At 40.3% G+C, this 14,565-nt stretch carries 13 protein-coding genes; 9 read left to right on the forward strand and 4 right to left on the reverse strand.

The genetic code is table 11. The features are described from left to right. The first annotated feature begins 113 nt into the window (after positions 1–113). The 6 genes from J4N25_RS18165 (at position 114) to J4N25_RS18190 (ending at position 6,278) form a co-directional block, all read left to right on the forward strand. On the forward strand, positions 114–1,169 hold the full coding sequence (locus tag J4N25_RS18165; protein ID WP_207423223.1) for a glycoside hydrolase family 43 protein: 1,056 nt from the start codon (positions 114–116) through the stop codon (positions 1,167–1,169). Between the two features lie 36 nt (positions 1,170–1,205). Continuing rightward, positions 1,206–3,182: a glycoside hydrolase family 97 protein gene (locus J4N25_RS18170; RefSeq protein WP_207423224.1), complete on the forward strand. Its 1,977-nt coding sequence runs from the start codon at positions 1,206–1,208 to the stop codon at positions 3,180–3,182. 119 nt (positions 3,183–3,301) lie between these two features. Beyond that, positions 3,302–4,150 (forward strand): endonuclease/exonuclease/phosphatase family protein, encoded by an 849-nt coding sequence (locus J4N25_RS18175; protein WP_207423225.1) that lies wholly within the window; start codon positions 3,302–3,304, stop codon positions 4,148–4,150. An 81-nt stretch (positions 4,151–4,231) separates the two neighbouring features. Continuing rightward, positions 4,232–5,218 (forward strand): bile acid:sodium symporter family protein, encoded by a 987-nt coding sequence (locus J4N25_RS18180; RefSeq protein WP_369410871.1) that lies wholly within the window; start codon positions 4,232–4,234, stop codon positions 5,216–5,218. A 160-nt stretch (positions 5,219–5,378) separates the two neighbouring features. Continuing rightward, positions 5,379–5,861 (forward strand): glutathione peroxidase, encoded by a 483-nt coding sequence (locus J4N25_RS18185; protein ID WP_207423226.1) that lies wholly within the window; start codon positions 5,379–5,381, stop codon positions 5,859–5,861. A gap of 213 nt (positions 5,862–6,074) precedes the next feature. After that, positions 6,075–6,278 (forward strand): winged helix DNA-binding protein, encoded by a 204-nt coding sequence (locus J4N25_RS18190; RefSeq protein ID WP_207423227.1) that lies wholly within the window; start codon positions 6,075–6,077, stop codon positions 6,276–6,278. A gap of 63 nt (positions 6,279–6,341) precedes the next feature. Here the strand turns inward: J4N25_RS18190 and J4N25_RS18195 are convergent, their stop codons facing one another. The 3 genes from J4N25_RS18195 to J4N25_RS18205 all read right to left on the reverse strand — a co-directional run bounded on the left by J4N25_RS18195 (position 6,342) and on the right by J4N25_RS18205 (position 9,184). After that, positions 6,342–7,205 carry a DUF808 domain-containing protein gene (locus tag J4N25_RS18195; RefSeq protein ID WP_207423228.1) on the reverse strand — a complete coding sequence of 288 codons (864 nt, stop codon included), beginning with the start codon at positions 7,203–7,205 and terminating at the stop codon, positions 6,342–6,344. A 152-nt stretch (positions 7,206–7,357) separates the two neighbouring features. Then, complete coding sequence (locus J4N25_RS18200) at positions 7,358–8,653, reverse strand: alginate export family protein (protein ID WP_207423229.1); 1,296 nt, start codon at positions 8,651–8,653, stop codon at positions 7,358–7,360. Positions 8,654–8,752: 99 nt separating this feature from the next. Then, positions 8,753–9,184 (reverse strand): response regulator, encoded by a 432-nt coding sequence (locus tag J4N25_RS18205; protein WP_207423230.1) that lies wholly within the window; start codon positions 9,182–9,184, stop codon positions 8,753–8,755. 202 nt (positions 9,185–9,386) lie between these two features. Between J4N25_RS18205 and J4N25_RS18210 the strand changes: the two genes are divergently transcribed. Continuing rightward, a complete protein-coding gene (locus tag J4N25_RS18210) occupies positions 9,387–9,776 on the forward strand; it encodes a response regulator (RefSeq protein WP_207423231.1) in 390 nt (129 codons plus the stop codon). A gap of 52 nt (positions 9,777–9,828) precedes the next feature. Here the strand turns inward: J4N25_RS18210 and J4N25_RS18215 are convergent, their stop codons facing one another. After that, positions 9,829–10,188: a response regulator gene (locus J4N25_RS18215; protein WP_207423232.1), complete on the reverse strand. Its 360-nt coding sequence runs from the start codon at positions 10,186–10,188 to the stop codon at positions 9,829–9,831. Positions 10,189–10,381: 193 nt separating this feature from the next. On the opposite strand from J4N25_RS18215, the gene J4N25_RS18220 reads away from it, so the two are divergent. Together J4N25_RS18220 and J4N25_RS18225 are read left to right on the forward strand one after the other, a co-directional pair. Then, complete coding sequence (locus J4N25_RS18220; protein WP_207423233.1) at positions 10,382–13,408, forward strand: PAS domain-containing protein; 3,027 nt, start codon at positions 10,382–10,384, stop codon at positions 13,406–13,408. A 105-nt stretch (positions 13,409–13,513) separates the two neighbouring features. Then, positions 13,514–14,503, forward strand: coding sequence for a hypothetical protein (locus J4N25_RS18225; protein ID WP_207423234.1), 990 nt, complete (start codon positions 13,514–13,516; stop codon positions 14,501–14,503). The last annotated feature ends 62 nt before the right edge of the window (positions 14,504–14,565 follow it).

Consider the following 14,565-nt stretch of genomic DNA (forward strand, 5'->3'; position numbering starts at 1 on the left):
AATCGTTCAAAATTTTTCTTTCATCAGGTATTCCTGTCAATATATTATTTTTATTATAATTGTGTTACTGACAATTATAATAACAGCTAAGCACTATACTTATTATTGAACCAATGACCCTAAGATTAATGATTCTTATGTTGTCTGTTTTTCTGACAGGAACAAATTATGCACAGGAAAAGACTAAAATACCCAAAGAGAAAAAAATGGGAGCTTATCTGATGGTTTATTTTAAGGATGACACCCACGGTTTGTATTTTGCTATAAGTAAAGACGGCTACAGTTTTACAGATGTAAATAGTGCCAGGCCTATTATTGCAGGAGATTCAATAGCAGAACAGAAAGGAATACGCGATCCCTATATTTACCGGGCTCCTAATGGAATGTTTTACCTCGCCCTTACTGATCTTCATATTTACGCTCAAAAGGCGGGTTACCGGAGCACCGAGTGGGAAAGAGATGGGAAACAGTATGGCTGGGGGAATAACAGGGGTATAGTATTGATGAAATCGCCAGACCTAATCAACTGGACTCACACGGTATTAAGGATAGATGAAGCTTTTCCTGAATTAGGAGACGTCGGATGTGCCTGGGCTCCCGAGCTAATCTATGATGAGAAGGAAAAGAAAACGATGATGTACTTTACCATGCGTTTTGGTAAAGAGAAGGAGAAGGTATATTATACCTATATGAACAAGGACTTTACGGCAATGGAAACTATGCCTAAAGTGCTTTTTGAATATCCGAAACAGAATACTGCCTATATCGATGCCGATATTACGAGGGTAGGAGATAAATACCATATGTTCTATGTGCCTCATGAGGGTACTGCAGGTATCAAACATGCCGTGTCTGAGTCTGTAAATTCTGGGTATGTCTATGAGGAACCTCAGGTGGATCCGGAACGGGTTGGCTGTGAGGCTCCCACAGTATATAAGAGGATCGGAGAAAATAAGTGGGTGCTTATCTATGACATTTATCGTATCAATCCTCACAATTTCGGTTTTAGTGAAACCTCTGACTTTATAAATTTCAGCAACCTCGGCCGCTTTAATGAAGGGGTAATGAAATCTACTAACTTTTCTTCTCCCAAGCATCCTTCCGTGATTCAAATAACCACCAGAGAGGCAAAAAGGATAGCCAGGCATTGGAAACATAAAATTAAATAAACACCAAGCTTCCTTACGAGGTCAAAAATGATTACAATGAACCATAAATCCCACCCTGTAATTTATAAGACAACAAAAAAAGTGTTTTTAACACTACTTTTTTTTAGCAGCTGGGTTATTTCCAACGCCCAGGGTTTGAAAGTGAGTAGTCCTGATAAACTATTACAGGTTGACCTTTCGGTTGACAATGGACGGCCTAATTTTACCGTCCTCTACAAAGGAAAAACGATGCTTGAAAAATCACCCTTGGGGCTTGTCAGTAATATCGCTGATCTAAGTCAGAACCTTAGCCTGAGCGGTAAAAAGGAAACATTCATCGATAAGAGCTACACTCAAACAAAAATCAAAAAGTCGAATGTACGTTACCAGGCAAACGAGGTGACATGTACCTTTATTAACCCTAAAAAGCAACAATTAAAGATTATTTTCCGCGTAAGTAATAATGATATTGCCTTTCGTTATGCCTTATCGCAAATAGGGGAAACGGCGCGCTGTATAATTCAGAAAGAGGCTACAGGCTTTGATTTTCCTTCCGAGACGACAACCTTTCTAACCCCTCAGGCTACACCAATGATCGGATGGATGCGAACAAAGCCTAGTTACGAGGAAGAATACGAGGCGGAAGCACCTCTTGGGAAGCCCTCAAAATATGGATTAGGTTATACATTTCCTGGCCTTTTCCACGTGGGCAAAAACGGATGGGTTTTAGTGTCTGAAACCGGGGTAAACAGTTCCTATTGTGGTTCCCGTTTAAGTGAGGGAACAAAAGATGGCTTGTTTACTCTTTCCTTTCCCGAAAAGGGAGAGAACAACGGTATTGGAAGTGCAGAACCGGGGCTTCCTTTACCCGGCGAAACTCCCTGGAGAACTATAACAGTTGGGGATAATCTAAAGCCGATAGTTGAAACGACTATTCCTTTCGATGTAGTGGAGCCTCTTTACGAACCTTCTACTGAATACAAATATGGACGGGCAACGTGGAGCTGGATCGTGTGGCAGGATAACAGCATGAATTATGATGACCAGATCACTTTTATTGATCTTGCAGCGAAATTGGATTATGAATATATCCTCGTTGACGCGTTGTGGGATACACAGGTTGGTTATAAACGCATGCCTGAGCTTTTCAACTACGCAAAATCAAAAGGTGTGGGCATCTTCTTGTGGTACAATTCGAACGGCTACTGGAACGATGCTCCCCAGGGCGCGAAGAATCGCATGAATAATGCAAGTGTACGTAAGAATGAAATGAAGTGGTTGAAGAGCCTGGGGGTGAAGGGACTCAAGGTCGATTTTTTTGGAGGGGATAAGCAGGAAACCATGAAGTTGTATGAAGATATTCTTTCTGACGCTAACGAATACGGCTTGATGGTGATTTTTCATGGTTGTACTCTTCCAAGAGGCTGGGAGCGCATGTACCCCAATTATGTAAGCAGTGAAGCCGTTTTAGCTTCAGAGAATCTGATCTTCAACCAGCACTTTGATGATCAGGAAGCGTTTAATGCTTGTCTTCACCCATTCATCAGGAATGCAGTAGGTAGTATGGATTTTGGTGGTACTCTATTAAATAAACGCCATAATCGGAAAAACGATGGTGGAACCATACGGAAGACCACAGACATTTTCCAGCTTGCGACTGCAGTGCTGTTTCAAAGCCCGGTTCAGAACTTTGCAATAACGCCTAACAATCTTACAGACGTTCCTGCTTTTGAAATCGACTTTATGAAAGAGGTTCCTACAACCTGGGATGAAACACGTTTTATAGACGGTTACCCTGGAAAGTACTGCATACTTGCAAGGCGTCATGGAGAAAAATGGTATGTTACAGGAGTAAATGCAGGTAAGGAGTCGCTTAAAATGAACCTCAACCTTCCGATGCTTGCAAATGCTGAAGTTTCCTTTTATCTGGATAATAAGGACAGGACTCCGCGTTTCGAAAAAAAGAGAATCAAGGCAAATGGCGATGTAAGCGTTGAAATACAACCTGAAGGGGGAATAGTGATCTGCAAATAAATTGAATACGATAAAAAGGGCCTGCGAGCCCTTTTCTATTGATAATCCCTTAAAAATTATTAACATTCCCTTAAAACCTGATCTTATAACTTTAGGGCGGACATCATACACGTATTTCAATGAAAAAAGTATTCTTATTCATCTTTTGCCTTCTTGGTTTTATAGACGGTTATGCACAAAGTAAAAAGCAGCCAGGAATTAGGGTTGCAAGTTATAATCTTCGTTATGATACACCAGCTGATAGTTTAAATGCATGGCCTCATCGCAAAGAAAATGTAAAAGCTCTGATTCAATATCACGGATTTGACATCATTGGTACTCAGGAGGGCCTCCATCATCAAGTGAAGGCATTAGCTGAGCTGCCGGGCTTTGCCTATTTTGGGGCTGGACGAGACGATGGAAAACTGGCTGGAGAGCATTCTGCTATCCTTTATAAAAAGGATCGTTTCGCTATGCTCGATTCAGGAAATTTTTGGTTAAGGGAAACTCCTGCAGAGCCAGGAAAAGGATGGGATGCAGATTGCTGTAACAGGATCTGTTCGTGGGCAAAGTTTAGTGATAAAAGCAGCGGTAAGAAGTTCTATGTGTTTAATGTACATTTTGACCACAGGGGAGTTGTCGCCCGCCGTGAATCAGGAAAGCTTATGTTATCTAAGATAAAAGAGATTGCTAAAGACGCTCCTGTAATATGTACAGGTGATTTCAATTCCACTCCAGACACTGAACAGATCAAGACACTATCTTCCTACTTGCAGGATAGTTATGTGACCACGCAGATGCCGCCCTATGGCCCTGTTGGAACATTCACAGCTTTTAAACTTGCTGCTCCAATGAAGGATCGTATAGACTATGTCTTCTTGAGCAAAGATTTCTTAGTGAAAAAGTACGCGGCACTTACAGATGTAAAAGAGCGGCGCTACCCATCAGATCACCTTCCGGTTGTCGTGGATGTTGAATTTGTTCGATAATACTAGTATTGGGGTAGTGAGAGCTACTGCATTTGCCAAGGTTGATACAGGATTTAAGATAAATCGGTTAAATTTGCCTTCGTGGTAGCTCTATCCAGTTTCTTCAAGAAGGCAGGTATTGATTATTTCATTGCAGGTATTATTGCGATGATTTTGTTAGCAAAGGTCTGGCCAGAGGGAGGTCTTGATACCTCTCCTTATTCTCCAGGCAAATTAGCTGGCCGGGGTGTAACTCTGATCTTCTTTTTTTATGGATTACGACTTAGTCCTGAAAAGCTTCTCAGCGGATTGGCCAACTGGAAACTTCATGTACTGGTGCAATTAAGTACGTTCTTACTGTTTCCTGGTCTAGTCCTCCTTGTAAGACCCTTATTTGAAGAATCAGAATTCCTGTGGTTGGGAACGTTTTTTTTAGCAAGCCTTCCCTCTACAGTTTCCTCATCGGTAGTAATGGTCTCGGTTGCCGGTGGTAATATTCCCGGGGCCATTTTCAATGCAAGTATCTCTGGTATATTAGGTATTTTTTTGACCCCCGTATGGATGAGTATATTTTTGAGACAAGAAGAGATGGGTTCTGCTGACCTGCCAGATATTATTCTGAAACTAACCGTTCAGGTTCTGATTCCGGTTATACTCGGATTTCTACTTAACAAGAAGTGGGGGGCATTCGCCGAACAGAATAAGAAAGCACTTAAGTTATACGACCAAAGTATTATTCTCATTATTGTTTACACTTCCTTTGCTGAATCCTTCTCTCAAAAACTTTTCGACGGACTGTCAGTTCCAGAACTCCTGATTCTTGCCTTGTGTATGGCAATCCTTTTCTTTACGGTATTTTATCTAATATCACTGGTTTCAAATTGGCTTGCTTTTAATCGTCAGGATCGAATTACTGCTATTTTTTGTGGCTCAAAAAAGTCTCTTGTACATGGAACTGTACTGTCGAAAGTTCTTTTTCAGAACAGCACCGCTATGGGAATCATTTTACTGCCCCTAATGCTTTATCATGCCATGCAGCTTATTATTGCTGCTATGATTGCTCAGAAATGGTCGGGAGATAAGTCTTAGTAATCGAAACTTCGTTCAATTTGTTTACTTAAATATTAGCAGGTGCCTGGATAGGAAATGGTAAACTTTCAGATATTTGCATCATCGCCGATTTAAGTTATTGTAGGCCGAACAGTGATGTTAAAAGTAACGACGGAATACTTGATCAAGTTATTTAGAGATGGAAAACCAGTTTTATAATTTGAGTGCCAGGACCCCCAGGGGTAAAGAGCTTCCTATGTCGGATTTTAAGGGGAAAGCAGTGCTGGTTGTAAATACAGCCACCCAATGCGGTTTAACTCCTCAGTTTGAAGGGTTGGAACTGCTACATGAAAAATATAAGGATCACGGTCTTGTTATTCTTGGCTTTCCTTGTGACCAATTTATGGGGCAGGAGCCAGAATCTAATGAGACATTGGAGGAAGTGTGTAAGGTGAATCACGGCGTGAGCTTTCAGCTTACCGAGAAGTGTGATGTGAACGGGGCTAACACCCATCCTATATTTAAATACCTCAAAAATGAATTGGGAGGGTTTTTAGGAAGTAAAATTAAGTGGAACTTTACAAAGTTCCTGGTTGGGAAAAATGGTAAGCCATATAAGAGATATTCCCCTATAACCAAACCTGAGGCAATAGAAAAGGATATCCAAAAATTGCTAAAATGATCCCCAAAAATGATATTTTAAAATTAGTAAAGCTGCTCTGCTTCCCCTGATATTTAGCAAGCAGGTTAGTAACTAAATTTTATCAGCTTTTTTTTATCTCCATTAGAACTTACGAATCCTCATTATCTTGTATTATTCGTGCTGGGGAAATGAGGATTGGCTAAGACTGAGAGATATCTACTTGAAATTACGCTATCCTCATCACAATAAAGGATGAAGGAAATAGACAAGGTAGAACGATTGAGGTCGTCTGAAGATGAGCAAGGCATCCTAATATTTCTGACAATAAAAGGCAGGTTGTTTAAGGAAGAAGCAGGGCGGTCACCTAAAGATTTGGAAGAGAAGCTCAATTTACCTGAAGGGGAGGCAAACCGGCTTTATCATCTTCTTTATAAGCTAATTGACTCAATGGAATAGGTACAAGCATTAAAATCCTATTTCTAGAATGCTTATACCTATTAACTTCTGAAATGAAGCTGACTACTTAAAGGCTGAAACTATCTTTTTTCCTCCCATCATTACGGAAACGGCCAGCAGGCCAGCCATTATGCCGATGGCAAACTCTTTTATGGTGCTATTTAAATCGGGAAGCAAGTGGTGTAAATAGTCAATATTATGAACGAAAATTCCGCCTGCCACAAGTAGTAAAGCAATCGTGCCAACCACAGACAAGATCCTGATAATAATAGGAAGGGATTTTACCAGCAAGGTTCCCACCATTGCTAATATCCCTTTATCGTTAGCGTGTTTAATCAGCTTATAGCCTGTATCGTCCATTCTTACTATAAGGGCGACAATTCCATAAACACCAATAGTTGCCAATAGGGCAACTGCAGCTACGGTCATGATCTGAGTTGTTAATGTTTCATCCATAACACTACCCAATGCTATGATTACAATTTCAACCGATAAAATAAAATCGGTAGTTATTGCCGATTTGATCTTTGTTTTTTCCGCCGCCTCTGGGTCTTCCACAACTTCCTCGATCACCTCATGTCCTTCTTTTTGGCGATGGAATACAAATTCAATAATTTTTTCTACGCCCTCATATGCCAAATAAAGTCCTCCAAGAATTAGAATGATCTTAATTGCTGCTGGGAAAAACGCGTTTAACAATAAGGCGATAGGTACAATGATAATTTTATTTAGCAGAGAACCTTTGGTGATAGCCCAAAGTACCGGCAGTTCTCTGGATGAAAGGAAGCCTGTAGCTTTCTCTGCATTTACAGCTAGATCATCTCCTAAAATTCCAGCTGTTTTACGAGTTGCTACTTTAGTTGCAACTGCAACATCGTCCATTAAAGCCGTTATATCATCTAAAATTGCAAAAAAACCTGATGCCATATTTTTTGGTAAATTCTTAAAATCCTTGTTCTACAATTTAATATTACAAACTTTACAGCTTGCCATAATCTTGCCAATATTACTTAAAGGAATCGAAAGTTGAAGGATTGAAGTGATAATCCTGGTGGTAAGAGAAAAGTTCAGAAATCAGCCTATTTAACAAAGCTGAAAAAACGCGGTTTAACTACTAGTTGCGTCCAAAACCAGGTGTTTAATTTATTTTTGTCACCACCAGCATTTAAGAATCCTAAGGTTGACGTTCCTTTTAATGCTGATATTCCTCCCTGCAATAATATAATCTCTGAAATTCTATAGCCCGCCGCGAGGTCGGTTTCTACCCCAAGGAAAGAATCCAGTTGATGCCCCTGGTTGAAGATAGGAGCCATACTATAAAACATGTGGGGAGTAAGGTCGATATTGAACTTGCCGTTTTTGTAGCGTACAGAAGTGTAATAATCATTCAGACCGGTTTTGTTAGTGAGACGCCCTCCTACAAAAAAGTAGTCCATTGTTCCGTTGAACTTATGATTCGTACCGTAGAGGGGAGTAAAGGAATGGTTCTTGCCGTCCGTTTCGTTCATGGCTGTTCCCGAGAGAATTTCTCCGCCGGCAACAAGGGTTATTGTAGTAGAAACCTTCCACTTCAGATCCATTGCTGCGTCCCTGGCATTCAATTTCTTATAGCTGGCGTCATGACCGCCCTGGAAATATCCTTCAGAATTCAGCTCCCACTTACTTTGAGTAAATTCAATCCTTCCTCCTATAGTTTGTGAATAAGATACAGAGCGGTTTGCTGCGCTGATTGGAAGATCTTTATTGACAGTGTACTCTAAGCCATTGTTCAGAAAGAGAAAGCTTGTATTCAGATTTTTGAATTTTTTGTTTAGCCAGATGAGTTGCAGAATTTTATAATTGTTAACATCATAAATCTCGCGGCTCAGTACCTCAGATTTACTATTCAGGCCAAACACTAATTGGGCTTGAAATTGTCTTCGAAGATCCATATACTTCAGCAATGCGGCATCAAAACTTCTGGCCTGCTGCGCCCAATCTGAATTACCTACAATCCTTGCGTTATCATAGTTTAATTCCTGTCTCCCCGCCTTGAAATTCCACTTTCGGTTGATCCCTAACTCGATCCAAAATTCGTGAACATCAAATGTATTTTTATCACTGATGTTTTGTTGTTCTGTAGACCCCCAATTGCGTACGTCCTGTAACACAGCTCCTAGTTTGAGTTTCTGCTTAGCGTCGTTATAATTGAAGTTCAATCTCGATCGCTGAGTAATAAAACTGGCAGGAAGGTCAAGAGAATCATTCGAAGGCCGAAGTCGCCCATACCCATTTCGAAATTCAAACCTCGGTTTAAACTCTCCGCCAAGGGAAAAATCCTGAGATTTTGTTATAAGGAAAGAAAAGCAGGAAATTAAGCAGAAAGCGTACCTCATGAAGTATGTCCGAAAGGAAATTTTAACGAAAGGTTCCTCCGCTTTGTTACAAGAAGTTACGTAATGTAATATGTGTTAGGAATTCAGAGTATGGGAAGCTTAAGCATCCATCATTTGTTCATTGGCTTCAGGAAAAAAGCTTTTTATTTGACATAACAGTTCGTTTACTTCGAAAGGCTTTCTTAATATAGCATTTGCCCCGTACTCAGGTATAGCCTTTTCGATCCTCTCATGAGAGGAAACAATCATGATTGGAATTTCACAGGTCTTCTCATTTGACTTTACATCCCTGCAAACATCTAACCCATCATAATCGCCCATTTGGATATCCAGCATGATAAGATCGGGAAGAAAACCTTTAATGTCTTCTTCAATCTTCTCCGGGGACAGAGCCGTATAAAGCTCATATCCCTCTATTGTAAGGATCAGTATTAGAGTATCTAATATGTCCTCGTTATCGTCAACAATTAATATGCGTTTAGACACCGCCTTAGGATTCGCTAATTCAATTTTACTTTGGAAGGCAAACATAGCAATTCTTAAAGGAATCCTGTCTTTAACATCCTATTAATAGTCGATAGAAGAAAATTTTCCCGGATTACCTTGTTTCAGCTTTATAACACTCGCTTTGGAAATATTTATCTACAAAATAAATTCTAAGATATTTTCCTCAAATGTTAATAATTGGGCAGGTTTTTGCGGTAAATACGTGTTACTACATAAATCATCTAGCATGGGAAAGTTAATTCTATCTGTTGACGACGATAGGGATATTTTGGATTGTCTTGAACTGATTTTGCCGACGGAGGGTTATTCGGTGATAACTTCAGAGGAGCCAGAAAATATCAAGGCAGATATTGCTGAATATAATCCTGACCTTATCCTGCTTGACATTCAGATGGGGAATTATAACGGGCTGGAGATCTGTAAAGAACTGAAATCATTGGAAGATACCCGTGGAATTCCTGTGCTTATTCTTTCCTCGGATGAACGAATCTTTGAAGCAGTTGGGAAATATGATGCAGATGGAATAGTCCGAAAACCCTTTGATATTAACGGTTTAATCGCAGCCATAGATAAGTTCCTGGCTGCTAAAATTGTTTCTCTGCCACGTGCTTCTTGATGATTTATATTCTTGATGAAAGAGATCAAAAAGTACAATCCCAGTCTTTACATTAGTTTACAAGGTGGCTTTTAACGCTTGAAATCAAATCGTAAACATCGAAAGGTTTTGATATAACCTCATCTGCGCAAACTTTTGATAAAGCTTCTTTAACCTGAATATTTGTTGAAAGTACAATGATTGGAATATCTTGCCCTTGTTTTGAAGCTTTCAGGCTTTTGCAGTATTCGGCCTCTTCATAGTAGGGACTGATAACGTCAAGTAGAATAGCATTAGGCTTTCGTTTTTCAAGGAGCTCACTCAGCTCCTGAATGGTAGTCACCCCTTCAACGATAAACCCTTCCTCCTGCAGGATCATGGATATAATTCCATGAATATCCCTGTCCTTTTCGAGAACAAAAATTCGTTTCATAGTAGTAGATAGATGTGCCTGTCTACGAGAGGTTGCATAAGAAGTTACAAGAAATTTAAGAATAATTTATATTGTTTACTACGGAGCATTTAGAATGTTAATAAAGGTGATAAAACTAAAAGTATGTATTTAGGTATTTCAGTAAAAAAAATGAATCCGTATCCTTGTACTGCGGCTATTTGAAAAACATTACATGTCCTCTAATAATATTGATTTTAAGCATCCTGGCGAGCTACGAATTTTTCAGTCTCTACCAGGTAATTTCCTTTTACTTTCATCAGACCTTGTTATTATAGGTGCAAGTAACCTCTATTTACAAACCACTGGAAAGGAAAGGGAGACGGTCATTGGAAAATTTCTTTTTGACGTATTTCCTCAATCGCCAGAGTGGTTACCACATCAAGATGGGGGAATTAAGCAATCTTTGGAGCTGGTGCTAAAGACTAATGAAGAGCATTCTATTCCGGCAATGCGTTTTGACATTCCATCTTCTGACGGAAATGTTTTAGAGGAAAAATATTGGAAAACAACTAACAAGCCTGTCATAAATGAGGACGGCGAGATTCAGTATATCATTCATCATACCCAGGATGTAACAGAGGAAATACTTAAAGAGAAGTATTTGCAAGAGGCTCTTCAAACCGAACGTAAAGCTACAGCTAAGGCTCACCAGCTGAGTGAGCAAATGGAACGCTTATTTCATGACATACCTGCCCAGATAGCAATAGTAAGTGGCGAGGATCTGGTATATACTTATATAAATCCCCGGTATCAGATGGAGCTGTTCCCCGGACGTGAAGTGTTGGGTCTACCCCTATTAGCTGCTCTGCCTGAAATCTTCGGTCAGCCCATCTGGCATGTATTGCAACAGGTTTATAGAACGGGCAAACCTCATATTGAAACAGAAATGATGGTTCCATTAGCGGAATACAAAGGAGGACCTCCCAAAGAACATTATTTCAACACCGTTTATCATGCATTGCGAAACGAAAGTGGCCAGATCGACGGCTTGCTTAGTTTCAAATATGAGATTACAAAGCAAGTGGCGGCGAGAAAAAAACTCGAAGAAAATGAAGCGCGATTGTTGGAGGCTCACCTGGATTTGAAGGAGTCTTATGAAGAATTGCAGGCAATTCATGAAGAGCTCCAGACCTCGAACGAGGAATTACGTGCCACTAACGAAGAACTCAAGGCTGCCCAGGAAAGTCTTAACACCTTGAATGCTGAACTGGAACTGCGGATTGATGAGCGGACAAAGCAACTTAAAGACAGTTTTGAAGAGCAGCAAGCACTAAATGATGAACTGGCCGCCACTAATGAAGAACTTAATGAAACACAGGAGGTACTGAAGAAGATACTTGATGGATTAACAAAAAGTGAACAGCGTTTCAGGAATCTTGTAAGTGATGTTAAGGTTGGAATTATATTGTTAATGGGCGAGGAGATGGAAGTAGCGATCGTGAACGATGATTACGGCAAATTGATAGGCCGAAGCGCTGAAGAACTCGAAGGTGAGTTCCTTTTTAAGGTAATACCTGAAGCGGAAATACATTTTCGTCCAATTATTGACAAGGTGCGCCTAACCGGGGAGTCCCTTTATTTGAATGACCATCCCTATTTTGTGTATAAAGGCAACGAAAAGATCGAAGGCTTTCTAAACCTTGTATATCAGCCATACGTGGAGCCGGACAATAGCATAACAGGCGTTATGGTAGTTTGTCATGACGTTACAGAACAGGTGATAGCAAGAAAAAAATTGATAGAAAGTGAAGAACGATTTCGGTTTATGCTTAATGCCATTCCTCAGCAGGTGTGGACCGCAAGTCCGGATGGAGCACTTAATTATGTGAACGAAGTTGTAACCGGCGATTTTGGATACAATGTTGAGGAAGTAGTTGGGCATGGATGGCAGAAATTTATTCATCCTGATGATCTTCCTTCTTGTCTCAAAGCTTGGAATTCAGCTATTATTGAAGGGCATGAGTATGAAACAGAATTTCGTTTACTTATGAAAGATGGGAGCTACGTGTGGCATATCGCCCGGGCATTACCTTTCTTGCAGGACGACCGGGTTGTTCAATGGTTGGGCACAAATACGAATATCCAGCTGCAAAAGAATAACGAACAAAAGAAAGACGAGTTCCTTTCAATTGCCAGCCACGAATTGAAGACTCCCTTAACCAGCATTAAAGCATTCAACCAAATTATGCGCCGCATGGAAGCGCCCGATAGATTGAAAGTGTTTATTAACAAGTCTGCTGATCATATATACCGTTTAGAAAAACTCATCAATGATCTGCTTGATGTTACAAAAATTACAGCCGGGAAGATGGAGTACGACATGAAACCTTTCGATTTCACAGCCATGCTTGCAGATGCTGTTGAAAGTGTTCAATTAAATAGCGAGAAACATCAAATACTTTTTCGCTATTCCGAGGCTGTAAATTTTACTGGCGATAAGCTGCGTCTGGAGCAAGTGATCAATAACTTCCTGAATAATGCGATAAAGTATTCCCCAGAGGCAACCGAAGTTATAGTTAACAGTAGGATTGAAGGGAATAGTATTGTGGTTTCTATACAAGATTTTGGTATAGGAATAGACGAATCCCATCTTGATAAATTATTCGATCGATTTTACCGCGTCGACAACACGGCAATGCGTTTTGAAGGACTTGGCCTGGGCTTATTCATTTCATCAGAAATACTTAAGAGGCATAATGGCTCTTTCTGGATAGAGAGTGAACCCGGCATAGGAACTATCTTCTATTTCCGGCTGCCAATTGAGGAACTAAAAGCAGAGATCGTCGTGTCAAATGATGACCGGTATTACAGCGACGGTTCCATTACCATAGTTTATAATCAGGTGGGAACAAGAGTTGATGTTGATTGGACTGGTTTTCAGGACTATGATAGTGTGCAAGCTGGTTGTCTAAGAATGCTTCGGATACTAAAAAATCATAAGGTGAATAAAGTACTAAATGATAATACCCACGTGCGGGGTACCTGGTCGGAAGCTGCGGAATGGGTTGGCAAAGAATGGTTTCCAATGATGGAAGCAGCTGGTTTGCGTTATTTCGCCTGGGTCTATTCGCCAAGTTCTTTTAGTAAAATGTCGGCCGATAAAAGCGTCGAGGTTAAAAAGGATGGAATAATTACCCGGTTCTTTGATAATTTAGAGGAAGCGAATCAGTGGTTGAATGGAATTGAGGATAAGTTTTAGCAAAACAACAATTATAAAACTCAATTCTTTTTTTTAGGTTAATACAATAGCAACCGGACAAATAACCGGAAGGCAGGGATTTGGGAAAACGAAACTAAGAGTATAATGAGGGTTCTTCTGACTAAGGTGCTGATAATGTTCAGCCTGCTTAGTTTTTCACAGCAAAAAATAACAACGGCTTCCATAAGTCATTATGTAAATTCGGAATTGTACCTGAAAGGTGGGATAGTAACCTATCTTGCGGATAAGGCGGGCAATCCGGCTCCCGGGGGTAAGTATGTAACAATTTATAATAGCAGCGGTCAACCTGTATATTACAATTCGGTTAACGGAGGCCGTTCCTTGAGGGAGCTCAAACCAAATCAGAAGGTAATAGTACCGGTAAAAAATGAGCGTCAGGCAAAAGCCGTTAAGTTCATTTTGAAATATTCGGCCGATGAAAATAACTTTTCGCAAAGAGTTCCCGCGCTGAGTAGTATGAACGCAGAAACAGAGCGAAATTTGAGAACTACGGGTCAAAGTAAAAACTTGCCAAATAAAAGTATTCAGGCTACGATTTCTTCAAAGCCAGCTTCTGTCCAGCTTCCTGTAAAGCCAGCTGCGAAAGTGGCTTTGACCTGGAAAGCACCTGCTAATCGACAAGCTTCCAGGAAGACTAAAATAATTCCTAAAGCTGCACCCTCGAAACCAGTCATAAATAGTGGGCCGTTCAATTGCCTGTACGCTCCTCAACCTGCCTATTACACATTTTATTTCCTGAAGACTGGAAAGGAAGTTTTGTTCTCTGATCCTTTTGCGGTTGGTTCTTATAGTAATGAGGATGTTGCAAGTGAAATGTTAGATGAGGCTTTGACTTGTTTGGAGGAGAGATTGAAAAAAAAATTCGACGAAAAGAAATTCGAGAAATTGCTAACGGATCCTAATAAGGGATTGGAAATGGGTATGATGCACCTACAGCATACCTCTATGAGCTCGGCAGAAGTTCGTGCGAGATATCCATACACCGCATCGAAAATTCTCGCATTAAAGGAACTTAGTAAATGGATCATGTTGGAAAGGAAGAACCACCCAGGATTGACCTTCGTTAAAATTTAAACGCTATTAATTGTAAAGCCTGCAAGTTATTTCGCTGTCAAATTAAATTCAATTAATCCTTC

This window comes from Desertivirga brevis (genome assembly GCF_017355835.1).